24 protein-coding genes and 1 pseudogene are annotated in these 24184 nt (G+C 40.8%); 11 read left to right on the forward strand and 14 right to left on the reverse strand.

Annotated elements, in window-relative coordinates; translation table 11 throughout:
- Positions 1 to 11 precede the first annotated feature (11 nt).
- From MUG87_RS17235 to MUG87_RS17250, 4 genes and pseudogenes are all read left to right on the forward strand, one after another.
- Positions 12 to 635, forward strand: a complete 624-nt coding sequence (locus MUG87_RS17235; RefSeq protein WP_247083807.1) for a GTP diphosphokinase — start codon at positions 12 to 14, stop codon at positions 633 to 635.
- A gap of 21 nt (positions 636 to 656) precedes the next feature.
- On the forward strand, positions 657 to 1454 hold the full coding sequence (locus MUG87_RS17240; protein ID WP_247083808.1) for an NAD kinase: 798 nt from the start codon (positions 657 to 659) through the stop codon (positions 1452 to 1454).
- A 35-nt stretch (positions 1455 to 1489) separates the two neighbouring features.
- The gene (locus tag MUG87_RS17245) at positions 1490 to 2335 is read left to right on the forward strand and encodes an RluA family pseudouridine synthase (protein ID WP_247087758.1); all 846 of its coding nucleotides are present in this window, start codon (positions 1490 to 1492) and stop codon (positions 2333 to 2335) included.
- A 680-nt stretch (positions 2336 to 3015) separates the two neighbouring features.
- A pseudogene (locus MUG87_RS17250) lies at positions 3016 to 3248 on the forward strand (IS3 family transposase); the annotation flags it as partial.
- 37 nt (positions 3249 to 3285) lie between these two features.
- Here MUG87_RS17250 and prpE read toward each other — a convergent pair.
- A complete protein-coding gene (gene prpE, locus MUG87_RS17255) occupies positions 3286 to 4017 on the reverse strand; it encodes a bis(5'-nucleosyl)-tetraphosphatase PrpE (protein WP_247083809.1) in 732 nt (243 codons plus the stop codon).
- 73 nt (positions 4018 to 4090) lie between these two features.
- Complete coding sequence (locus MUG87_RS17260) at positions 4091 to 5260, reverse strand: FtsW/RodA/SpoVE family cell cycle protein (RefSeq protein ID WP_247083810.1); 1170 nt, start codon at positions 5258 to 5260, stop codon at positions 4091 to 4093.
- 162 nt (positions 5261 to 5422) lie between these two features.
- Here MUG87_RS17260 and MUG87_RS17265 point away from each other — a divergent pair, with 162 nt between their 5' ends.
- Positions 5423 to 6466 (forward strand): glycosyltransferase, encoded by a 1044-nt coding sequence (locus tag MUG87_RS17265; protein WP_247083812.1) that lies wholly within the window; start codon positions 5423 to 5425, stop codon positions 6464 to 6466.
- 88 nt (positions 6467 to 6554) lie between these two features.
- Complete coding sequence (fabI, locus tag MUG87_RS17270) at positions 6555 to 7331, forward strand: enoyl-ACP reductase FabI (RefSeq protein WP_247083814.1); 777 nt, start codon at positions 6555 to 6557, stop codon at positions 7329 to 7331.
- Positions 7332 to 7397: 66 nt separating this feature from the next.
- On the opposite strand, the gene MUG87_RS17275 is transcribed toward fabI, so the two are convergent.
- From MUG87_RS17275 to MUG87_RS17285, 3 genes are read right to left on the reverse strand one after another with little or no spacing between them, the layout of a single operon-like run.
- The gene (locus tag MUG87_RS17275) at positions 7398 to 8429 is read right to left on the reverse strand and encodes a glycosyltransferase family 4 protein (RefSeq protein WP_247083816.1); all 1032 of its coding nucleotides are present in this window, start codon (positions 8427 to 8429) and stop codon (positions 7398 to 7400) included.
- Complete coding sequence (locus MUG87_RS17280) at positions 8426 to 9142, reverse strand: glycosyltransferase (protein WP_247083817.1); 717 nt, start codon at positions 9140 to 9142, stop codon at positions 8426 to 8428. The genes MUG87_RS17275 and MUG87_RS17280 overlap by 4 nt, the downstream gene beginning before the upstream one ends.
- A gap of 2 nt (positions 9143 to 9144) precedes the next feature.
- A complete protein-coding gene (locus MUG87_RS17285; protein WP_247083818.1) occupies positions 9145 to 9894 on the reverse strand; it encodes a glycosyltransferase in 750 nt (249 codons plus the stop codon).
- 190 nt (positions 9895 to 10084) lie between these two features.
- Between MUG87_RS17285 and MUG87_RS17290 the strand changes: the two genes are divergently transcribed.
- The gene (locus MUG87_RS17290) at positions 10085 to 11839 is read left to right on the forward strand and encodes a glycosyltransferase (protein ID WP_247083819.1); all 1755 of its coding nucleotides are present in this window, start codon (positions 10085 to 10087) and stop codon (positions 11837 to 11839) included.
- A 5-nt stretch (positions 11840 to 11844) separates the two neighbouring features.
- Here MUG87_RS17290 and MUG87_RS17295 read toward each other — a convergent pair whose 3' ends face one another.
- The 6 genes from MUG87_RS17295 to MUG87_RS17320 all read right to left on the reverse strand — a co-directional run bounded on the left by MUG87_RS17295 (position 11845) and on the right by MUG87_RS17320 (position 17453).
- Positions 11845 to 13038: a glycosyltransferase gene (locus MUG87_RS17295; protein WP_247083820.1), complete on the reverse strand. Its 1194-nt coding sequence runs from the start codon at positions 13036 to 13038 to the stop codon at positions 11845 to 11847.
- A gap of 9 nt (positions 13039 to 13047) precedes the next feature.
- Positions 13048 to 13941, reverse strand: coding sequence for an NAD-dependent epimerase/dehydratase family protein (locus MUG87_RS17300; protein ID WP_247083821.1), 894 nt, complete (start codon positions 13939 to 13941; stop codon positions 13048 to 13050).
- On the reverse strand, positions 13934 to 14755 hold the full coding sequence (locus tag MUG87_RS17305) for a dTDP-4-dehydrorhamnose reductase family protein (protein ID WP_247083822.1): 822 nt from the start codon (positions 14753 to 14755) through the stop codon (positions 13934 to 13936). Before MUG87_RS17305 ends, MUG87_RS17300 begins: the two co-directional genes overlap by 8 nt.
- Positions 14755 to 15741 carry a polysaccharide biosynthesis protein gene (locus tag MUG87_RS17310; protein ID WP_247083823.1) on the reverse strand — a complete coding sequence of 329 codons (987 nt, stop codon included), beginning with the start codon at positions 15739 to 15741 and terminating at the stop codon, positions 14755 to 14757. The genes MUG87_RS17305 and MUG87_RS17310 overlap by 1 nt, the downstream gene beginning before the upstream one ends.
- Positions 15731 to 16825, reverse strand: coding sequence for a non-hydrolyzing UDP-N-acetylglucosamine 2-epimerase (wecB, locus tag MUG87_RS17315; RefSeq protein ID WP_247083824.1), 1095 nt, complete (start codon positions 16823 to 16825; stop codon positions 15731 to 15733). The genes MUG87_RS17310 and wecB overlap by 11 nt, the downstream gene beginning before the upstream one ends.
- Positions 16826 to 17045: 220 nt before the next feature.
- Positions 17046 to 17453 (reverse strand): hypothetical protein, encoded by a 408-nt coding sequence (locus MUG87_RS17320; protein ID WP_247083826.1) that lies wholly within the window; start codon positions 17451 to 17453, stop codon positions 17046 to 17048.
- 136 nt (positions 17454 to 17589) lie between these two features.
- Between MUG87_RS17320 and MUG87_RS17325 the strand changes: the two genes are divergently transcribed.
- Positions 17590 to 18543 (forward strand): CgeB family protein, encoded by a 954-nt coding sequence (locus MUG87_RS17325; protein WP_247083828.1) that lies wholly within the window; start codon positions 17590 to 17592, stop codon positions 18541 to 18543.
- Between the two features lie 31 nt (positions 18544 to 18574).
- On the opposite strand, the gene MUG87_RS17330 is transcribed toward MUG87_RS17325, so the two are convergent.
- On the reverse strand, positions 18575 to 19348 hold the full coding sequence (locus MUG87_RS17330) for a hypothetical protein (protein WP_247083830.1): 774 nt from the start codon (positions 19346 to 19348) through the stop codon (positions 18575 to 18577).
- 320 nt (positions 19349 to 19668) lie between these two features.
- Between MUG87_RS17330 and MUG87_RS17335 the strand changes: the two genes are divergently transcribed.
- On the forward strand, positions 19669 to 20253 hold the full coding sequence (locus MUG87_RS17335; RefSeq protein ID WP_247083832.1) for a CotO family spore coat protein: 585 nt from the start codon (positions 19669 to 19671) through the stop codon (positions 20251 to 20253).
- Positions 20254 to 20301: 48 nt separating this feature from the next.
- Here MUG87_RS17335 and MUG87_RS17340 read toward each other — a convergent pair whose 3' ends face one another.
- Positions 20302 to 20892 (reverse strand): CotY/CotZ family spore coat protein, encoded by a 591-nt coding sequence (locus MUG87_RS17340; protein ID WP_247083833.1) that lies wholly within the window; start codon positions 20890 to 20892, stop codon positions 20302 to 20304.
- Between the two features lie 379 nt (positions 20893 to 21271).
- Here MUG87_RS17340 and MUG87_RS17345 point away from each other — a divergent pair, with 379 nt between their 5' ends.
- Both MUG87_RS17345 and MUG87_RS17350 read left to right on the forward strand, forming a co-directional pair.
- On the forward strand, positions 21272 to 21628 hold the full coding sequence (locus MUG87_RS17345) for a DUF1360 domain-containing protein (RefSeq protein WP_247083834.1): 357 nt from the start codon (positions 21272 to 21274) through the stop codon (positions 21626 to 21628).
- 72 nt (positions 21629 to 21700) lie between these two features.
- The gene (locus MUG87_RS17350) at positions 21701 to 21856 is read left to right on the forward strand and encodes a cytochrome C oxidase subunit III (RefSeq protein WP_124565828.1); all 156 of its coding nucleotides are present in this window, start codon (positions 21701 to 21703) and stop codon (positions 21854 to 21856) included.
- A 28-nt stretch (positions 21857 to 21884) separates the two neighbouring features.
- Here the strand turns inward: MUG87_RS17350 and MUG87_RS17355 are convergent, their stop codons facing one another.
- Positions 21885 to 24134, reverse strand: coding sequence for an ATP-dependent helicase (locus tag MUG87_RS17355; protein ID WP_247087760.1), 2250 nt, complete (start codon positions 24132 to 24134; stop codon positions 21885 to 21887).
- Positions 24135 to 24184 lie beyond the last annotated feature (50 nt).

Below are 24184 nucleotides of genomic sequence, written 5' to 3' on the forward strand. Positions count from 1 at the left end.
CGGTGAAGGATATGAATCGTAACTGGGAAGAATTTTTGGCTCCTTACCAACAGGCTGTATCCGAATTAAAGGTAAAACTAAAAGGAATGCGAGCGCAATTTGAGCGAGCGGCAGAGCATTCTCCAATTGAATTTGTTACAGGACGGGTTAAATCTGTGCCTAGTATCATTGATAAGGCTGCGAAACGAAATATTTCGCTACATAAATTGGAAGAAGAGATGCAGGACATCGCAGGTTTACGGATGATGTGCCAATTTGTCGATGATATTCAAGCTGTCTTAGAATTGTTACGAAAGCGCAAGGATTTTGTGATTGTGGAAGAACGGGATTATATTATGCAAAATAAAGAAAGCGGCTATCGCTCGTATCACGTTGTGATTGCGTATCCTGTTCAAACGATTAACGGTGAAAAAAAGGTACTTGTTGAAATTCAAATTCGCACGTTAGCGATGAATTTTTGGGCGACAATTGAACATTCCTTAAACTATAAATACAGTGGTCGTTTTCCTAAAGAGATTCGAGAACGTCTGCAGCGCGCGGCAGAAGCGGCGTTTCGTTTAGATGAAGAAATGTCTTCTATTCGCTTTGAAATTCAAGAGGCTCAAAAAATTTTCTCGCGCAAGGAATCAGAATAACTACTAAAGGGTGCATAGTTTATGAAGTTTGCAATCAGGTCAAAGGGAGATCAAGCATCAAATGCTCTTGCAGATACGATGCAAAAGTATTTGCTCGATTATAAGTTCATCAGCGATGAAGAAGAGCCGGATATTGTCATTTCAGTAGGCGGTGATGGAACGCTGCTGCATGCGTTTCATCGCTATTACGATCGTCTCGATAAAACGGCATTTGTCGGTGTGCATACAGGGCATCTGGGCTTTTATGCCGATTGGTTGCCCGGCGAAGTGGAGAAGCTTGTGAATGCGATTGCCAAGACACCGTTTCAAGTAGTTGAATATCCATTGCTCGAAGTGATTATTCGCTATTCAGATGGAACAAGAGAAACGCAACATTTGGCGATGAATGAAGCGACTGTCAAAAGCTTGGATGGAACGCTTGTTATTGATGTGGAAATTCGTGGTGAATACTTTGAAACGTTTCGCGGAGATGGCCTTTGTATTTCAACTCCGTCCGGTAGCACAGCCTATAATAAAGCGCTTGGGGGGGCCATTATCCATCCGTCCATTGAAGCCATTCAAGTAGCGGAGATGGCCTCAATTAATAATCGTGTTTTTCGGACAGTTGGTTCTCCACTTGTTTTGCCAAAGCACCATACATGTGTGCTGCGTCCGATTAAAGATAAACGTCTGCAGATTACCATTGACCATTTAACGGTCGTGAAAGAACATGTGAAGTCGATTCAATGCCGCGTTGCTAATCAAAAAGTGCGTTTTGTTCGTTTCCGTCCGTTTCCATTTTGGAAACGCGTGCGCGATTCGTTTGTAGCCGATCAATGAGCGTATGTGTGTTAACTTGGCGTGCGGAAGAAGAAATGCTTGTCCGCGAGTTTTTACGTCAAAAAGGTATTTCGAAGGCGGCACTCACTGATATTAAATTTAGAGGCGGCGCTATTACTGTGAACGGAGAACATGTCACCGTGCGTCATAAGCTGTGTCAAGGAGATGAGATTGTTGTCTCCTTTCCGCCTGAGACGCGCAGTGAGGGAATGGAACCAGAAGACATTGCGTTGGATGTGAGATATGAAGATGAAGCAGTGCTTGTTATAAATAAAGCCCCTTACATGTCCACGATTCCTTCCCGCGAACATCCGACTGGAAGTGTAGCGAATGCCTTGCTATATCACTATGACAAGCAAGGCTCTGGCAATACCGTTCATATTGTCACGCGTCTAGATCGTGATACATCAGGGCTTATGCTGATTGCAAAAAACCGCTTTGTGCACCATATATTGTCAGAGCAACAAAAAGTGAAAGCGATTCGTCGCACGTATGAAGCGTTGGTGCATGGAAGATTGCAGGGAGAAGGAACTATTTGTGCACCTATTGCGCGCAAAGCGGATAGCATTATTGAACGGACTGTACATGAAGACGGACAGTATGCTGTGACGCATTATCGTGTATTAAAGGAATATGTGCACTGCAGTCGTGTGGAGCTCGAGCTTGAGACAGGACGTACACATCAAATTCGCGTTCATATGTCGTATATTGGCCATCCTTTACTTGGAGATGATTTGTACGGCGGCATGCGAACGTTAATCAGCAGGCAAGCGCTGCATAGTAAACAGCTTACCTTCGTTCATCCAATTTCCGGGCAGGAGCTCACATTTACGGCGCCTTTTCCAGCTGATATGATTCGTGTAATAAAAGAAGCCGAATAAATGAACTGCCCCCCAATTGTTAGTTGTGTCTAACAATTGGGGGCAGTTTTTCTATGACCAAATATTGATTGGAATTAAAATTACAAGTTGTTCTTGCGTATTTAGAGAGAGTAGATGTGAGGTTAGGTGTCCCGCGAGAGAGTTTCGCGGAGCACGAGAGGGAGTAGATGTGAGGTTAGGTGTCCCGCAAGAGAGTTTCGCGGAGCACGAGAGGGAGTAGATGTGAGGTTAGGTGTCCCGCGAGAGAGTTTCGCGGAGCACGAGAGGGAGTAGATGTGAGGTTAGGTGTCCCGCGAGAGAGTTTCGCGGAGCACGAGAGGGAGTGGATGTGAGGTTAGGTGCCCCGCGAGAGAGTTTCGCGGAGCACGAGAGGGAGTGGATGTGAGGTTAGGTGTCCCGCGAGAGAGTTTCGCGGAGCACGAGAGAAAACCTGATACCAGGTGCCCCGCAAGAACGACTCTGGAACCACGAGAGAGGGGAAATCTAAGATTAGGTGCCCCACAATATTGTTGGATAGGCCACACTGAGTTGGACAGTTTCATTAAACTGGACTTGTCCATATCTTCTCAGTCACTTGCTAAACAAACACCAAAACTAACTAGCATATCCGTTCACTCCCCCTTATAAACCAGCCTAAAGCCCTATACATAACAGGAACAAGTCCTCTTCGCCCTCCCAAAAAAGAAAGAGGAATTAGACAGAGTATGTCCCGTAGAGGGAATTGCTTAGACAATGCAGTCATGGAGAATTTTTAAACAGTGAGCTTTTATACCTGAAGGAATTTGAGAGTATGGAGCATTTCAAATAGGAACTAGAGAACTATATTCACTATTACAATCACAAACGGATCAAGGCAAAATTAAAAGGCATGAGTCTGGTTCAATACCAGACTCATGCCCAAGAGACTGCCTGACATCTATGTGGAGTCAGTTCAAAAATTGGCTTCTTTTTTAATCAAATGATCGAAATTTTTCTTCGACAAGCGGCATAGAAGAGGGAACAGAAACAATTTCCATTTCAGGATAGCGAAGTGCCGTCAGCATGCCCCCAAATACACAGCCTGTGTCAATGTTAACCGTATTGTTACAAAAGCGGGGTGCCCTTACAGGTGTGTGACCATAGACGATGTATGATTTACCTTGATAATACTTTGCCCAATCGCGCCTTACAGGGGAGCCATCTGGGTGTTTTTCACCTGTGATATCGCCGTATAGCACAAACGTTTCTACGCGTTTATCAAAGCGGCCGATATAATCTTCTCGAATGCCGGCATGAGAAACAATAAGACGTTTGGTATCGAGCTGATGATAGAGAGGTGATTGCTCATATAGCTGTATAAACTTATCGCGAACGGTGACTTGCTGCGCAGAAGACAATGCCTCGTATTCAGCTACAGTCGTTTCTAAACCGTGGGCAATCTGGACCTTGCGACCGAGAAAAAAGCGATATAGTTTATTGCAGTGATTTCCAGGCGCATAATGCGCTCTTTTTTTATGGATGACTAGTTCCCACACGAATGCAATGGTTTGCAGAGATTGCGGACCGCGGTCCGTTAAGTCACCAACAAACGCAAGCTGTCGTCCTTTTGGGTGTAAGCCATCTGCGTTGTAACCAAGACGTTGTAACAGGCTTTGTAGCTCTGCAAAACAACCGTGAATATCTCCAATAATATCGTATTCCATGATATCACCTCATTTTGCTTTTATTGTACCTAAAATAGAAAAGAAATATAAAAGGCTTTGCATATGCAAAGCCTCAATCAAACATAAATTTCTTTGTTCTAGAGCGTACGTTGAGAATAAATCCAATTGCAATCATATAGGTTAACAAAGAACTACCACCGTAGCTCATAAAGGGTAATGTAATACCGGTGATGGGTAATAGGCCCAGAGTCATACCGATATTTTGAAACACCTGGAAGGTAAACATACCAATGGTTCCCGCACAAATGTAGCTACCGAACGGCTCATTGCTTTCTAATGCGATATGAATCATGCGATAAATGAGCAAAAAGAACAAGGAAATAACAATGCTGCCTCCTAAAAAGCCAAACTGCTCGGCAACATTTGTAAAAATAAAGTCAGTATGAGGCTCAGGGAAGTATACTTCTCCATTTCCGTATCCCTTGCCGTATAATTCACCAGATCCTGATGCCAAAATGGCTTGACGCAGCTGATAGCCCTGTGTTTCATACTCGTAAGGTGCAAGCCAGCCATAGAAGCGGTTTAACTGGTATTCCTTTAAAATATGTTCTTTAAAAAAAGCAGTGTGTGCAAAGTAAATGTACACAAGAATAGTGCCCACTGTTACACTGGCGCCGACGAGGCCAAGAATAAAGCGCCAGCGGATGCCTGACACCATAATAATAGAAGCAATAATAGATGTCATAACCATTGTATTTCCTAGATCGGGTTCTTTTGCAATCAAAAGAAGCGGCGGCAGACTGGCGGCAAATATTTTACCAAGCAAAAGCAAGTCTTCACGGGGTGAGCGGAACACATACGTTTCGTTATGGTTTACGACAATGCGGCTTAGTACTAAAATCATAAATAATTTCATAATTTCTGATGGTTGGAAATTTCCAATACCAGGTACCTGATACCAGGCAGTCGCACCTTTAATCGTGACAGCGCCAGGCGCACCAATTTCAAGCCCAAGCAGAAGCACCATTGCAAACGCATATAAATACCAAGAAATTTGTTTGTAGCGATCAAAATCAATAATGAGGACACCGATGATGGCAATGGTTCCAATTACGTACCATTTAATTTGCTGAGCTACAAAGTTTACAGTTTTTAAATGCCCGGGAAATGAAGGATGCGCCTGTGCTGCGGCAATCGAGAAGCAGCTTACAGCGGCAATCATAAACAATATAAACAACAATGCATAATCTATTTGAAATTGTGATTCTCTTTCTTTATTCATAGTTCAATCCTTTCGCGTACGGCACACAATAAGAAGTGTGATTTATATTCTACACAAAAAAAGCCATAGTACTATCTTAGCGAATTTTGACGAGATTGCAAATGATTATATAGACTTTTATTTTCTTCACGAGAAGTTCAACTATTTTCGATGGGGGAGATTATGATGAAACGGATATTATTTGTATTGAATGATATTGGTGGGGGAACAGCACAGTATCAACGCTTACATGTTGAAAGTGAAGCTGTTGACGCTTATTATCTTCAGTTTAGAGGTAAAGATTTTGTTGTTACCAATTCATCAGGACATGTGCAAATCGTGCCAGCTAAGGAGACCAACTTTGCGGAGATGATGCAGAATCTTTCTATAGAAGAGATTTATGTGAACCATTTTATTAGATTTCCTTTGGGATTAACGATGAAGTGCATTCAGGAAAGTGGTATACCTTATGTGTATGTTGCCCATGATTTTTTTTGTGTGTGTCCTCGTGTGTATTTGCTCAATAGAAACAGTGTATATTGTCATGCGGAAAAGAGTGAGTCTGTATGTCAAATTTGTTTGCATGGGATGGGACGTATCAGTATTGTGTATTGGCGAAGGCTGTTTGAGGATTTCCTTGCAGGTGCTGTACGTATCATAGCGCCTAGTGAAAGTACAAAACAGATTATCCAATCGTATTTTCCATCTCTAATAATCGAGGTAAAACCACATCAAGTCCCTTACGTGAAATACACTTATAAAGAAGAGTTCGCTACAGCGGGAAATTTAAAAATAGGTTTCATTGGAAATATTCAGCGACATAAAGGAAGCGATATCGTTTTTGCATTGCAGCGTGCGATTTTTGCTGAGAATCTTCCTATCTCATTATGTATCATTGGCTCAACAGATAAAAAAAATCGCGATATTGAGGCGACTGGACCATATAAAAAGGAAGATGTTTCATCTTTATTGCAGCAATACAGATGTGCGCTTGTGATCACAGCTTCTATTTGTCCAGAAACATTTTCCTATACAACCCACGAAGCGCTGGGATCTGGTTATCCTGTAATTGCTTTTAATCTAGGTGCACCGGCTGAAAGAATTTACGGACATGGCGGCGGATGGGTTGTCAATGATGTGAACAGTAATAGCTTATTACAGCTATTAAAGCATTTATTGACGAATCGGCAGGAGATTATTGATGTGGCAGCAGTGATTAAGCGTTGATCATATATTTTCTGTTGGCAAGAATACGAAATCATGTTAAAGTTATTATCAGGTACTAATAACAAGTGTTATTTTAGGAGGCGAAACAATGGATTTGTTACAGCTACAGGGGAAAAATATTGTCGTCATGGGTGTGGCGAATCAGCGTAGTATTGCTTGGGGGATTGCAAGAGCGTTACATGCGGCAGGAGCAAATCTTATTTTTACTTACGCCGGTGAAAGATTGGAAAAGAACGTGCGTGATTTGGCAGAAACATTAGAAGGACAACAATCTCTTATCCTTCCATGTGATGTAACGAGTGATGAAGATGTTGCGCGTTGTTTTGCACGTATCGGTGAAGAAGTAGGTACGGTTCACGGGGTTGCACATTGCATTGCATTTGCAAATAAAGAAGATTTAAAAGGGGAATTTACAGATACATCACGTGATGGTTTTGCACTTTCATTAGACATTAGTGCATACTCTTTAACTGCAGTTGCTAAAGAGGCGAAAAAACTAATGACAGAAGGTGGCAGTATTGTAACGCTAACGTATTTAGGCGGAGAGCGTGTTGTGAAAAATTACAATCTAATGGGAGTTGCGAAGGCAGCGTTAGAGGCTAGTGTAAAATACCTGGCGAATGATCTTGGGAAAGATGGAATTCGTGTTAACGCAATATCTGCTGGACCAATTCGTACGTTATCAGCAAAAGGTGTTGGTGATTTTAACAGCATCTTAAAAGATATTGAAGAGAAGGCTCCTCTTCGTAAAAATGTAACACAAGAAGAAGTAGGAGAAGCCGCAGCATTTCTTTTCAGTAATATGGCGCGTGGTATTACAGGAGAAAATATTCATGTAGATTCTGGCTATCATATTCTGGGATAAGCTATTTAACATCTAAGGGGTTTTATGATATAAAAAAGCTAAAAGTCGATCTTATAGGATCGACTTTTAGCTTTTTGCATGTATACGTAAGCAAATTTCTTCAAATATTGCTACGCTTCTCTCAAGAGACCAAGATAAAGCTTCTTTTTGTCCGGCTTGAGCTAAATTAAAGCGCAGAGATGGATTGGTGATAAGACGTATAATATCAGAGGCTAAACGCTCTTCAAAGCGATAAGAGAGCAGACAATTTGTTTCATGACGACAATACTCTGTATTGCCGCCGGCATATACAGCAGCGAGCGCAGCTCCGCATTTCATTGCTTCAAGACCAGGTAGTACAGCTGTTTCAAATATGGAGGAGGTAACAAATATGTCCGCTTCATTATAATGGTGACAAAGCTCTTCATCATTTGCCGGTGTATAGAAGTGGTAGCTGCCGCTGGCACGTAACTCCTGCAAAAATGGAGAGGAAGCAAGCTCATTTGGTGGACAGATTAGATTGTATTTTAGGGCAGGAAATGCTGAACGTACTTTTACAAGCTGTTCTAATAAATAGGTTTGATCTCTCTGCCAAGAAAATCCTCCTTCTGGTTTTCTGACAATGGCAGTGATACTCAATCTATTTGGGTTACGTATAGATAAATTTCGAAATGTATCCTCTACATAAACCGGCATAATTTCTCCTTCAATACCGTGCACAAGTGAGATAAGTTGCTTTTGGTAATTGGAAATTACGACAAGATAGGGTGTCTGGTTATAAGATTGAAAGGAAACATCTTGTTCAGGAAGAAACATAGGTTCATAACATAGACTGAAGCGAAGATGCTTACCTTTTCCTTTACTGCAGGCTTCAGCGACAACAGGTACCGTCGTAAAAAAGTTAGACACAATAATATCGCTTTTGGGAAGGTCACTTTCCATCAGTACAGGCCCCCTGCTACGTGAGATAGGCGGCTTCACATCATATTCAACATCACCCCATGGCGGCATAACCATAACAACATCGTGTCCTCTATTAAATAAGCCATTGGCAATATCAACAAGGACACGCTGAGCGCCTCCTTTACACAATGTTAGTGCAACAAATGTAATCTTCATATACTCTCCCTTTCCCGGCGAATGAGTTCTATTAAGACTTGTTTGTAAACGTTCGTTACATGGGCAATTTCCGCAGTGATGTCCTCTTTAAAACGGTTAGATCCCATAGCTTCATGAACGCGATATTGAGTAAGACTTTCGTTTAAATAATGGAGTTCATAATGCTGTACAGCTCGTAGCCAAAAATCATAGTCTTGTGTGTATTTAAGATTCTCATTAAATAGTCCTAGTGTTTGAAATACTCCAGTTTTCATCATAATTGTGCAGCCGTTGATGTTATTGGCGTGCTGCAAATGCTTTAAAAAATCAAGTTTATGTGTAAAATACAAGGCGGCATCCTTTTGAAATACATGACCATTGCTATCAATCAAATCATAGTTTGTATAACTGAGATGAGCATGGTGGTCTTTCATAAAGGTAAGCTGTGTGTCAATTTTATGCTTCATAAAAATATCGTCAGAGCTTAGCCAGGTAAAATAGGAACCGGTGGCTTGTTGAATACCGAAATTTAAAGCGCTAGCTGTACCGCCATTGGATTTTTCAAAATAGCGTATATATGGCAAATAAGGCGTAATTTTTTCTATATGAGAAGAGGCACCGTCATTGACAACGATTACTTCTATGTGTGAATACGTTTGTATCAGCGCACTTTCAATTGCAGCAGCAATGTAGGGACAATTATAAAAAGGAATAATAATAGATATCTTTTCCATCATTATCCTCCTTGTTTTGCTCTCATGGTGTTCATTCTCATCTGGCGTTGTTCAAACAGGATTGCTCTTGTTAGGGCAGGCCGATGTTGCCGCTGTAGCATGCGTGTTTCCTGCAAGATGATAGGAGCATGCTTTTTGGTACCCATGTTGTCGTGGATACGGTAACGTACGAGAGGTTCATCGTAATAGTAGAATTCATATTGTAATGCAATACGTATCCATAAATCATAGTCATGTGTATAGGGCAGGTTCTCGTTAAATAAACCAACGTTTGTTAGGATATCTTTTTTTACGAGCACAGAGCATCCATTAATAAAGCATCCAAGCATCAAGTGGCGAAGAAACAGTAAGCGGTTAGCAGGAAACATACCAACGGATTCGCTAATAGGTAAGTCATCTCCATCAATAAAAATAACGGGTGAGTACACAATGCTACTATTTGTGTCTTGGAGATATTGCATTTGCTTACTTATTTTGTCCGGCTCATATATATCGTCGGAACTGAGCCAGGATATATATTCACCTGTCGCTAGACGAATACCAGCATTTAAAGCAGTAGCTGTACCGCCATTTGTCTTTTCGACATACTTAATTTTCCCTTCAAATTTTGTTACTTCTTCAACAAAGGCTGTAGATCCATCACTGATAACAATCACTTCAATATCAGGATATGTTTGCGCCAGTGCGCTTTCAATGGCCTTCTCTACATACGGACAATTATAAAATGGTATAATGATAGACACTTTTTTCATGTAAGTTTCAACCCTTTTTTGTTAGTAATATATCGGTGAAATATATAATCGTTGCTATTAAGGTATGCAACAAGCTCTATATACGATATACATATAAAGGAATATTTTTGTCGCATTCATCTTTATAGATAAACGCTTAATTTTAAATATCGCATGATTACACATATCACCTGATATGGGGGAGTGAATAATGCTTCGAAATGTGTATCTGGATTTGCAGGGAAATACAAACATACAGATAGATCCATTATTACTAGCAGATATCCAGCAAACATTCACTATCGAATTTTGGGTAAGCCCTGCGGCTGTGCATAAGCCGGAACGTGAGATGATAAGGGGGGTATCTCGAACGAGTAACAAACAATTTGTGCTGGCCCCTATGTATGGTGCATATGCAGATGGGATAGAAGAAAAGGCAGGGGTCGGTATTGCAGTTGGTACAAACTGCATTTCCGTCTATGAACATACCGCTAATCATATGCCGGCAACCTTGGTATACTTACAATCTATAGAGGGGTGGACACATATTGCCGTTGTATATCAAGATGGCACACCGCATTTATATGTGAATGGAAAGTACAGTAAAACAGGTGTGCGCACTGGTAAAGTTGTTTCACCTTCTGGCATAATTGGCGGAATAAGTCCTTATGGTTTTTTTACAGGTTCCTGTGCAGAGCTTCGGATTTGGTCATGTGCGCGTACGCAAGGTGAAATTGAAGCGTACAGGAAGAGAGAACTGTTAGGACAAGAGGAGAATTTAGTGGGCTACTGGAAATGCAGCGAAGGAAAAGGTGATATTCTGTATGACAGTAGCCCGTATCAGCGGCATGGTACTATTCAGGGGAGTGGGTGGGGAGAACCGAGCCTAACAGAGAAGGTGCTTTTTACGTTTTATATTCCAAGCGGTGGTGTAGAAACGCTTAACCGGCAGCGCTTTTATGCGCTTACTGAGAGTGGATTGTGCTGTCACTTTTTATATTTACAGGCTGGTACAGGATTACAAAACAAACTGAACACACAAGTATTTGTCACAAATAACGATAGGGAAATTATAGATATCATTAGACGAGAGAAGTATAAAGCCATCATTGTCGGATCTGATGTATATTTATTGCAGAAGCTAAAGAAAAGTGGCTATACAGGGCGTCTCATTTATGAAGTACAAGGTTTGGGCTTCAACAAAGAATATGCAGAGTACTTTATCAAGCAGGAAGCACTTCCTATTTTAAAAGATTGTTGTGATGCAATTCTATATCCTCGCACGCCACACTTGGCAGCGGCATTTGCGAAATACTTTCCTCATATACGTCAATTTAGTTTCGATAATTGCTTCAACAGTAATGAGTTTCATTATGAAGTACATCCAAAGCATGCACGCCCTATTGTTGGTTGGGTTGGTCGTATTGAAGAAAATAAGAATTGGCGGGATTTTTTGAGAATTGGCGCTGCACTTATTCAGTATAATCCAGATATTGAGCTGTGGATGTTTGAAGACAATACGATTGGTGAAAAAGCAGCTCGTCTTGCTTTTGGGGATTTGGTGCAGGAGTTGCAATTAAAGGATCATTTGCATGTATATGCTAATCAACCACATGCACGAATGGCCACTCATTTTTCAATGATTGGTGATTCAGGCGGCTTTTTATGCTCTACCTCTAAGGTGGAGGGATTTGGTTATGCTGTACTGGAAGCGATGGTATGTCGCTGTCCTGTGTTGTCTACAGATTCAGATGGGGTCAAAAGTTTTATTATTCATAATGAGACAGGCAAGTTTTTTAGACTTGGTGATATTGAGCAAGCAGTAATGGAAGCAAGAGAACTTATGGAAAACACAACGTTGCGTGAAGCGCTTCGCAATAACGGTGCTGCTTATATTGCTGAAAACTTTTCTCCGCGTCAATATGCAACTAGCTTTGCAGAGATGCTAAAAGAACTCGGTATATAAAGCTATTATTCTTGTGAGAAAGTTACCAACTGAAGAAGTTCATTTGTACGGTACAATGTCTGAAAGCAAAAACATTCATTTATTTCTCTATGCAAGACAATACTTTGATTAGAAAATGAAGCTGCTACATCGTTTTGATGTGCTGGGTGCTCTAAAGCATCTATTAGTTGAAGCAGTTCAGTTATATTTGCTGGACTGCTTTTGTAAAGCAGTGTATAGGGTGTATCAGCTTCCAAAAGCCCTTTATAAACAGCTGTATTTCTGTTGACATCTGGAAGGTGCAAGCATTTGACTCGAGGGTCGTAAATACGCTGTATGATTTCTGAAGCAGAGGCATCTGTACTTGTGTCTACAATAATAACTTTATAGTTGCTGTAAAATTGCTCAAACAAAGCTTCTAGTGTAGTAAGTGTTTGTTCACTGGCTGTGGTTACCGGATAGATTACTGTAAGTTGAAACGGAATATTTCTTCGGATGCGCGCTTCGTGTTTTGCTGTTTGAAAAGCAAAGCGCCAGCGGCGATGCTGCTCGATAGAATTTTGAAGCTGTGCCGATATGCTCATTGGTGCATTTGTCCGGTATTCCATCAATATATCGGGTATATATACGATATCACAATGCTCGGTAATACGTAGCCAATAGTCATAATCTTCTACCGGCTCTAATCTGTACCCGTTAATTTTGGCGGCTGCTTCTGATGTGTACATAAATGATACACCGATAAAGCAGGCATCAAGAAGATTGTCTTTTGGTTGATCTTGATATTTATAAAAATCCTGATATTGCTGTCCCTTTAAAGGAACTCCCTCGTTGTCTACATGAATAAAACTACTGAAAGAAAGGCCAACATGAGGGGGAGCCTGTATCAGTGCATCTCTAAGTTTTTTTATAAAATCTGGATAGTAGATATTGTCGCTAGACACCCATGTTAAGTATTTAACTCCGGGTTTCATAATGTGCTCAAACCCAATGTTTAGTGTACGAGCGACACCTTCATTTTGGCTCTTTAGCAGGATTTGTACGCGCGGATCGCCAGCAGTAACTCGTTCTATCACAGCAACTGTGTCAGAGGGTGCACCATCTGACACGATTAGGAAATAAAAGTTTGGATAGCTTTGCTCTAAGATAGATCGGAGTGCTAGCTCTAAGTAAACAGGATCTTGTTTATATACAGGCATCACGATGCCCACGTCTCTCATGTAAATACCTCATTTTTTTAAGTTTTGATTTCGATGATAGGATAAAATGTCAGATAGGGAATCTTGTAAGGGGATGGTAGGTTCCCAGAGCAATTGGTTTAATTTTGTAGGGAGGATCTCTATGAAGCTCTCTTCTTGTTTATCGGTAACGACCTCAATATTTGTTTTTACCAATGTTTGAAAACAGTTGATGATTTCCTCAAGAGATTTACTGTGACCAGAGCGAACCTCATAACTTTCTCCATATACCCCTTTTTCTAGCAGTATAGCATATGCACGTACCGCATCTCGTATATCAAGAAAGTCACGGCGCACTAAGCTATTAGGTACATGTAAGGTAATTTGTTCACAATGTTCAGACGCAATAATTTGTGCTGCTAACAGTGAGCAAACGCCAGTAGAGTGCCCGGGACCGATCAAATTGGACGGAGACGCAATGATAATAGGTAATTGATATAATTGTGCCCAAGCTTGCGCGAACAGCACCTGTGACGTTTTACTTAATGCGTATGGGTGTTTTAAACTTGTCATATCGTTAAGATCGAATTGCAAAGCGGAGCCTACAATAATACTTTTGCAGCCAGGACAAAACTTTCGCAATGCTTCTAAAAGATAAAGGGTAGCAAATGCATTGTTTTCCATAGAAGTTAATGGTTCTTCCCAAGATTTTCCTACATGATTCTGACCTGCTAAATGCAGTAAGTATTGAGGCTGAACAGCTTGAATAAGAGTTGCTACTGCGGAAGCATCTGTTAAGTCGCACGGGTATTCCTTTACATAAAAAGAATCTGGATGCTTTGACCGCGTTACCGCAATAACCTCAAATCCAGCTTGCCGGAAATACCGGCAAGCGTGCAGTCCTGTAAAGCCTCCTGCGCCTGTAATGAGGATGCTCTTACGCATGATTTTCCATCCATTCTCGAAGCTCTGCTAACATGTCTTGATAGCCTGGCACTGTGTAAGAAAAATCAGATCGCGTATTTACGATAGTCCGATCTAACGTAATTGTGTTGTCCGGTACAATGGAAACATCATGTTTATGAAATACAGATTGGAAGAGGTGCAATAAATCATGCTTTGTAATTTTATAAGGCGCACAAACGTGCAACAAGCCTGTTGTATGAGAAGTAATCACATGCTCAGTGACCTTAGCTAGTTCCAGCGTGGTAATGCCGTTCCAAAGCACCTTTTGATAGCCTTTAATTGTTCCTGTTTGCTTCATAAACCAGAGGAATAAACCAATGCCGTTTGCTTTTAGTTCCGGTCCGATGATAGAGGTTCGAATTGTAACATGCGGCGCATTGACCAATTCTCCAAGCTGTTTAGACTGTGCATACACAGAAGTGCCATCAGGCAGATCTTGCTCTGTATAGTCTCCTTTTATACCAGAAAAAACGCAATCTGTGCTAATCTGAATCACACGTCCGCCATAACGCTCTGTAAGCTTTGCGAGCTGATGGGGGAGTAAGCTGTTTACTTGAAATGCAAGTGTGGGGTTAGTAGAGGCTGCTTCATTTAAAATGCCGATACAATTGATGACAATATCCGGTTTTAATTGATCAATTAAACTCTCTAATGCCTTAAAATCAGTTGCATCTAGAAAAATACCATTATGGTCTCGGGATGTATAGAACACTTCATATTGTGGTTTTGCTTGGAAATAGGAAGTAATGACGTGGCCAGCCATCCCGTTGCCGCCAAGAATAAGGAGTCTCATCAAATAAAACCGCCTTTTTCTAGCATTTCCTTGATTTGCTGTTTGTTCATTAAGCCTTGACTAGAATTATAGCTTACAAGATTAACAAGTTTATAGTCCGCATAATGCTCTTTTAAACCAGGGATGTGGATAGAAGGTAAAATCACATAATATTCATCGTCATAGGAGATAGTGGTTGGGGATTCATATTCTGAAAATAACAGCTCATGAATTTTTTCCCCTGGACGTATTCCTAATTCTTCTACTGTAACGTCAGTTCTACCAGAAGCTTCAATCAGTACTTCCGCTAAATCAATAATTTTACAGGTCGGCATTTTCATGACAAAAATCTCACCGCCAATACTTTCAAATGCAGCTTTAAAAACCATCTTAATAGCATCTTCAAGCGTCAAGAAAAAGCGGGTCATATTTAAATCAGTAATTCCAATTTTGCCTTTTTCGCGAATTTGCTTTTTAAACACATGAATAACGCTACCATTTGTGCCGAGTACATTCCCGCCGCGAATGCAGACAAACTTGGTTTTTGTATTGAGGGTATTAGCGTGAATAATGAGACGTTCGCCCATGTTTTTTGTTAAACCGTAGAAGTTGGAAGGGCTGGATGCTTTGTCTGTGGAAATGTATACCACTCGTTTTACTCCGCAATGAATGGCAGTATTAATAACGTTTTGTGTACCTGTTACATTTGATTTCAATGCTTCTAAGGGCTGATCTTCGCATACGGGAACATGCTTTAAAGCAGCTAAATGAAAGACATAATCTACACCTGTGCAGGCTTCTTGCAATGCATCAGATTCTTTAATATCTCCGATGATAAAGTGGAGCTTTGGATTATTATCAAATTCTTGTTTCATAATGAATTGATTAGATTCATTTCGTGAAAAAATACGAATCTCCTTTGGCTGATATGTTAAGAGCTGCCTAACTAATTCATATCCCCATGAACCTGTGCCGCCTGTGACTAAAATGGTTTGATTATAAAACAATGTGTTGCCCTCCTAATAAAATTTTAATGATCTTATCTGATACATTGCGATCATCGTATCCCTCTGGAAAATTCCATGTTTTTGGCTCGTGCAGCATGATTCGTACGCATGCAGCAATCTGTTTGGCGTTCAGACCGGAAAGCATATTGCTACCACATTCAATGGTCTCAGGTCTTTCTGTCGTCTTGCGGATTGTGACAGTTGGTACCCGAAACAAACAGCACTCCTCTTGTACCGTTCCGCTGTCAGTCAACACACAGAGCGCATGCTTTTCAAGCTTTACAAACTCAAAAAAGCCAAAAGGCTCATGAAGCTCTACGAGCGGATGAAGATGTATGTTTGCGCTGTTCGTAATTCGTGAGCGTGTACGTGGATGAATACTGCAAATGACACGTTTGCCATAGGTATGGGCGACTAGGTTTAAGCCTTCTATAATTTCCAGCAGTCGATCTTCGTGATCTACATTTTCCGCACGATGTGCTGTTACTAAAAAATAGTCTTCGGCTTGTAGGGCCAACTGCTGTAAAATATCATTTTTATCAATTTCAACGTTGTAATGAGAAAGTACCTCGAAAATCGGATTTCCAGATACAATAATGCGATTTGACGGCATACCTTCAGCAATTAAATTTCGCCGGCTTTGCGGTGTGTAAGGGAGGTTAAAGCTTGCTACTGCATCAATAATGCGGCGATTTTTTTCTTCAGGCACCTCCAAGTCAAAGCAACGGTTTCCAGCTTCCATATGATAAACAGGTATCCCCATACGTTCAGCTAAAATGGCGCTCAGTCCGCTGTTGGTATCTCCCAATACTAGTATTTTGTCTGGTTGTTCTTTTGAAAAAATATTCTCAAGCTGTGTATACATGGCGGATAGTTGCCCGCCCAAGGACTGCTGGTGATTCAAAAGCATATAGTCAGGCTTGCGTATCTTTAGCTGTGTAAAGAAGATATCGCTAAGTGAAGCTGTGAAATTTTGGTTGGTGTGAACCAGTATATGTTGATCTGAATAAGTATCTAACTTCTCTATAATAAGGCTTAATCTGATGATTTCAGGTCTCGTTCCTAAAATGGTCATAATCTTCATAGTCTCAACCCCTTATCTTTCGATGTTCTCTCTATCTATACGTTACTAACATTTCATGCATATCCTCGAAATGCACGCTTCCTTTATTACTGTATGCTTGTATCCTATTCTTGCTATAGGCGAGTATATTAACTTTTGGATGTACAAGCTTAATGAAGGATACATAATATATAGGTGGTTGCAACAAAAAAAGCTCGCTAAGGCGAGCCTACGAGTGGAATTAAACGGAGTAAGAAACAGCAGAGAAAGTTACAGGTCCAGTGACAGAGCTTCCGTTTAATAAGCCGGGTGCCAACTGAGCTGTTAACACGTAGCGTTGATTGCCTGTTGCTGGTACGTTCACATCAATAGCCTGTACAGAAACAGTTCGATTCTCTCCTACAGAGATTTGTAGCTCCTCCCGTGATGTGAAGATAACCTGTTGGTCTCGCGCTACTGTAATAATAATGGTAGGGTTCAATAATAGAGCAGATATCCCGATTGTTGCATTTAATATGACGCGATTGCTACCATTTGGGATACCGATGCCGAATTCTGCTAGTAAGATGGGAGTAGTACTTAATGTTCGATTGATAGAATTACTACCTGTTGCGGGTGTACTTGTACCAATACTAAAAATTGCTGTCATAAAAACACCTCCTGTCCACAATAATGTATGTAAGAAAAAAGAAAATGACTGTACCAATTGATTATTTTCATATACAAATATTTTTATTTGTGTTTTATAAGGTATTAGATACATATACTCACTTGAGGTGATATGTTTGAGAGTACTGTATATCAAATCAGGATATCGAGGGATTTATAAGTACTTGGATGATAGTATTATGACGGCTTTACAAGAAAATGACTATGTATGGCAAGCCGTTCATCCAAAGGAAGCCATTGAAGGTGTTGAGCGCATTGTTTCGTCACTACAGCCGATATATATGTTAACGTTACTTGGCGATTATTTGTCTCCATCTATCTTGCAGTATCTAAAAACAAAAAGTATTAAAACAGTGTGTTGGTTAACAGAAGATCCTTTTTATATGGATAAAACAGTTAGGAAAATTGCGGCGTTTGATTATATATGTAGTGTAGATTTAGGTGCTTGTAAGTATTATCAATCCATGCATAAGCAGGTACATCATGTTCCTTTAGGAACAAATCCTGCTGTATTTCATCCTATTGATTCTAATAAAAGTAATTCTTTATTATTACTGGGGTTTCCCTATCCATCACGTGTGCGTTTTACCGAATTTTTAATGGAGAAAAGCAATTTTCCTTTGACAATCGTAGGACGGGGATGGAATGATCATATGAAAGCCTGGCAGCATGATCCTCGACTCACAATAAAAAATCAATGGTTACCTCCGCAAGAAGTAATGAAGTGTTACAATGAGGCGCAAATTGTTTTGAATCCTCATCGTCAATATAATTGTATTCATAATCAAAACCGTCTGGGTGTAATCAGTGAAAGTATTAATAATCGTACGTTTGATATTGCTGCCTGTCGTGCATTTACATTGACAGAAGCAAAGATGGATTTAGCTTCTTTTTTTACTGTGAACGAGATGGTAAGTTACTACAACGAACAGGATTGTTTAGAAAAGATTGAAATGTTCATGCGTGAGCCAGCTAAGTGTGAAACAATGGCATTAGGGGCCTATAAGCGAACCATACAGGAACATACCTTCAGTCACCGTCTGGCTCAAATCCATAATATTGTAATGTGAAAAGCAGACCCTACAAGGTCTGCTTTTGGTATTATGCTTCCAATCTTAACATAGCATAGGCAACGGCAATCATGTCTGTGCTTACAAGATCTGATGTAGGAGACAAAACAAGACGTAGTTCGATGATGTCACCAGCGAATAGACGTTTACTTACAACCGCTGTCCCGCGCACCATTGGGATAGGTGCGAATAAGCCAGGAACACTGGATGTGTCAAGCAGAGTGGAAAGCGGCACAAGACCGAATACCTCAGGAAGTCCTGTACTTGTGACAGGGTTACCGCCTGGAAATCTGAGCAGTTGAACATTGAAATCGCCTGCATCAAATGAAGTATCTCCAGTTCCAGGTGTAGGCAGGTCACCAAAGAAGCCGCTTACTCCTAATAGGGAAATACCTGCAGTGATATTGTATGTTTTAGATCTATTGATGCGAAGTCCTGTAAATGAACCTGCCGGTACACCTAACATAGAATTTGGAGCGGTAATGATGGTAGGAGCTGCAGCTGGTATTTCAAACATGCCTGTGCCTAAAGCCGCAGCCGGTGTTGTATCTGAAGTTGTTGCCGGTGCTGCACCGAATTCAAAAGCTGGCGCTGCGCCTGCTCCAGAAGACAATAAGCGAGTGAAAAGAACTGGCGAAGAAGTTGCGCCGCCTGCTAAATCCAACCCTGATAATAATTGTGGAAATGAGCCATCCTGTAATGCTGTAACAGGTGTAATCTCACTTCCTCCTTCTGGAAACGTAGGTAAGTTACAAGCTACTGCTTTAACGGGAAGATTGCCGTTTCCTCCGAAACAATTACACATATGAATTTCACCTCTTTTATTAGAATACATTAATATGTAATGCGATATATGGGAGTTTGGCTATAGACAAGGTCCTATTTTCAAAAAATTGGTTGAAATGCCTGTATAATATACTACTAAAACTTGAGAAGTGTTTTTAAGCTGTCGTTTCTTCGTGTTCATCTGTCAAAACAGCTATAGAAACTCAAGCATTATTTAAAAACAGTAAGGTGAATAAGAAAGGCAACGTAGGCACTATAAAAAACTGCAGGAAAAAATAGTAGGTGCGCCGCATATATTTTTATATGACTGATGCTGTTGAGTAAGGGGAGGAGAATAACTTGACAAATAAACGCGATCAAGATGAGAAGCCGCTTATGTATATTACACAACCAGGATTTGAAAAGAGCGCACCTAATATGCAAAATGTATTTATTATTAAAAGTAAGGTACTAAAGGATGCACAACAGGAGCAGAGTCTATCTCATGAAGAAATCGTAAAGGTTGAATTAGAACAAGAAGTGATACAAGAAGAGGTTATAGAGTCTGCAGTAGAGGATTTTGAAACAGTTATAGGGGATGTGAGTGAAGTTGAAGCCGTAGAGTTAGAAGATAAATCCACAGAGGTTGCTGCAGCAACGGAAACTGTTGTTGAAGAAATAACAGAGGAGACGACTGCGCCACCGGGATCTTGGAAAAGTAAGCCGTTTAAGGAAATGAGCAACGAAGAAAAGCTGCATTTCGTTATTCATCGTCCACATTATATTCCTAAAATTAAATGTCAAATTCGAACAAACCAAACTGTTTTAACGGGTTATGTTGTATCGCATGAGCATGATGAAGTGGCTATTAAGATTATAGGGAAGGCCAGACCTATTGTTATTTCATTTGATGAAATTATTGCGATCCAGATGGTGGGCTTATAAGTAAAGGTGGCAGATACTCTGCCACCTCAATAGTTTTTTGTTGTACAATTACACGCCTCTTACGAACGTGTCGCGCAAGCATTGGATTGCGCAGAAGCAGTTTAAGTCCACTGTAATGCAGAAATTTGTTGGTGCTAGTGAGAAGAATGTGTTCATAGGGCCGCCGGCAGTAGGGATGGAAATACCGTCGGAATATAGACAGATTAATAGGCGTGCAATTAAATCAAATGCATCAAAGTTGAAGTTGATGTTTACATCAGCACCGCCACCTAATCCTAATTGTTCTGTAAGTGCAGAACGGATTTCATCATCTAAGCCCTCTAGTGTTGGTACAAGTACACGAAGAACTGCACAGCACTCGTCTACGCTTTCAACACGTAAAAACGGCGATGGAAGTGGAAGAGAGATACCAGCGATACGGAAGCAGCTTGCTGGGATGAACAATTCCCCTTTTTTGTTATAAAGTACAAACGGCCGCGTGTTGGCAAGTGGAGACGTGCCGCCGCAGTTTGCGCCCAAAATTGGGTTGTCGCAGCCTGTTGGGCAAGTGTCTTGTGCAACATCTTGCAGCTCGTTAATGAAATTTACAACGTCGCATACGCAATTTGTATCGTAGTGGTGTTTATCGTTGCAACTCATTGATTTCACTCCTTATCATTAAGTTTGGTTTTACATTAATAAGATATTGAATTGGGACACAATCGGTTACTGTACTTTTACTGATTTTAAAGAAATGGGCAGAGGCCAGAAGGTGATGTTTTATTAAATGAGACAGATATAAATAGAAATAAAGAACGAAATTCTTTTTTGATAGGAGAAAAGAATGGGAAATGTGTAGTTGCCGTCAGTGCCCAAGAAGTGTCCGTGCTGAATAAGACCATATACATCCGGCGAAGTGGTTTGATGCTTTTGTTTTCTTTGCTGTTATATATTGAAAAAATAAAGTAGGTTTATATAGATCAAAATTTATCTAAATGCATATTAACCAGAATATGTTTTGCATAAAAGGAGGCAGGAGATGTTTCCGAACAATTGGTTTATGCTCGTGATTTTTGCTTTTGCCGCGTTTCGTTTAACCAGATTGCTTGTGTTTGATAAAATTACGCGTTTTATTCGTGCTCCTTTTATTGACGAAATTGAGGTCCAAGAAGATGGAGCGTTTGTTACCTATACGAAAATAAAAGGACAGGGTATGCAGCGATGGTTTGGTGAATTGTTAAGCTGTTACTGGTGTACTGGTGTATGGGTCACTGCCTTGTTGCTTTTAGGCTATTATTGGTTACCAAGAGTGACAGAGCCGTTGCTGTTTTTATTGGCAATTGCCGGATTGGCGGCAGTTATTGAAACGATAATAGGAAAAGTTTCAGATGAATAAAATAGGTGAACGAAAGGTCAGTCAAAATCATATAGTGAATAGAATAATAGTACAACAAGGGAGAGGTACCTCATGAGAAATCGTCCTTTGCCGTTAAATCAGTGGCAGTACTATCAGCAACAGCAACAAGCGATGGAACAAAAGGGCTACACGAAGAAAAAGGGCTGTAATTGTGCAAAGAAAAAAAAGCTGTCTGAACAAAGTCAGCAGCAAGAAGAACAACAATAAAAAGCAGAGCATAAAAAAGCTCTGCTTTTTACTGTAATAGGTGTTTGATGAAGCGCGAAGGGGATGCAGTTCGCCCTCTGCGCATGTTCGGAACGGATACATATAGTGTTTCTTGTGCGCGTGTAATGGCGACGTACGCCAGACGGCGCTCTTCTTCAAGCGGTGTGCTGTCACCCTCTCGGAACGCATCGAGCGCAAAATCGTGCGGCAAGGATCCGTCAACGGCACCAAGAAGATACACGTGCTTATATTCTAATCCCTTAGAACGATGGATGGTAAGAAGCTGTATGGCGTCTTGATAGGTTTTGCTAAGCTGTTTCATTTCGTTGTTCATCGCAATCATATGATCGACATGTGCTAAGAAATCACGTATGCTTGTAAACTTACGCGCAACGACTTTTAAGTCACGTACATCATCAGATCCTTTTTCCATTGCGTTGCCTTCATTGCCGCGTTTTTTAATATAGTCAGAGAAACCCATTTCACGCTCAATCATTTCAATGGCGGCAAGCGGTTCTAGATGTTGTAATGTACGGAACAATGGTGCAATTTTCTGGAGCTTTTTTTGCTGAAACGACTGTATGTTTGTAAGCTTTCCGAGCGCGCGCACAAGTGTGCAATCCTGAAGGATACTGATGGCCTTTACATCTTGCAGGGTGGATTGCTTAAGGAACAGCGCTCCCATTAAGTCGCGTAACGCACTGGCATCATCTTCGTTCATAGCCAATCGTAAATAGGCCAGCAGGCTTTTTGTAACGCGCCGCTGGTAAAAGGAATCAGCATCGTGCTCCATGATAAAAGGTAAAGCTGATTGCGATAAACGTTCAAAAATAGCTCGTGACGCAACATGGGTTCGGTACAAAATGGCAAAGTCAGATGGATTGGCACCTTTTTGTATCTTTTCTTTTATATCCGTTACAATCATGGTTGCTTCTTCTTCTTCATCGTAAGGAAAAAAGAAGGATGGAACAAAAGGCGATTGAAACTGTGCTTGCATTTTTTTTTGACGTCTATTCTTATTGAAGCGAATGACTTTGTTGGCAACGGTGACGATGCTATGTGAAGAGCGATAGTTTTGACTTAGTGTCACCACTTTTGCGTCCGGATAATCTTTATCAAAATGTAGAATAAATGATGGATCGCTACCTCGGAACGCATAAATGGATTGATCATCATCACCGACCGCGCAAATATTGTTCGTATGCTCAGAAAGCAATTGCATGATTTTATACTGAACCTTATTAACATCCTGAAATTCATCAATGAGAAAGTAACGAAAACGATTGTGATAACGAGAGAGAAGGTCTTCGTTAGTTCGCAGCAATTCGTAACATCCATATAGCATATCATCAAAATCAAACAGAGAACGCTCCTGCTTGATTTGCTCGTAGCGTTTATATAAGTATTGTGCCTTATCTTCCCAAGGAGTGGCAGGCTGTACAGTGTCATAATGCGTCAATGTGTTTTTCCAGTAACTGATTTGCTGCATAGCTTGATCATACGGAAATTCTTTTTCATCAATCCCAATTTCTGCGCCAGCTTCCTTCAATATACGATCTATTTGCCAATCGTATTTCAGTAAGTACTCTGAGGACCAGCGCGTCGGCTCATGATGCATCAGGATGCGATAAAAAATACTATGGAAGGTTCCTACCAATAAGGAGTGTAATACTGCTTGCGGCAGCTGAAAGCGTTGTAATCGCTCTTTCATTTCCCGTGCCGCTTTTGCTGTAAAGGTGACGAGCATAATGGATTTTGGATCAATTCCTTTTTCCTGCACCATATAGGCAGTTCGTGCCGTCAACACCCTTGTTTTTCCGCTGCCTGCCCCCGCTAGGATGAGAAGTGGCCCTTCCGTTGTTGTTACAGCTTCATATTGGGCAGCATCTAATTGCAAGGAGCTTTCTTCAACTGCATAAGACGTTGATTCTTCCGGTTTGATAAATGTAGTTATTCCTTTTGCAGTTTGTACCTCTTTCCAGGCTGAAACTGCCTGCGGCGCGATGCTTCGACCTTTTGGCAGCCGAAAACCGTCCTGCTCAGCAATCGTCGCAGCTACTTGTAAACGACTATGCACTTCTGCTTCACAAGAAAAATTGGTTTGTACAGGATGGTAGAAATGAGGTTGTTTTTGCATGCCTAAATACAATTTAACAGGTTTTTGACAGGACACGCATGTTACTTCGTCTCGAAGACTCGCTTCATACAGCATTTGAAAACTTTGCCGCGGGTAATATGTTAAATTGATATCTTTATTTTGATAGGAGGCGATTTTCATCATGCTTGTCTCCTTTGTTTTTTTCAATACCTTTCATCTTATCATACATT

Origin of the sequence: Ectobacillus sp. JY-23 (assembly GCF_023022965.1) — a bacterium.
GTDB lineage: Bacteria > Bacillota > Bacilli > Bacillales > Bacillaceae_G > Ectobacillus.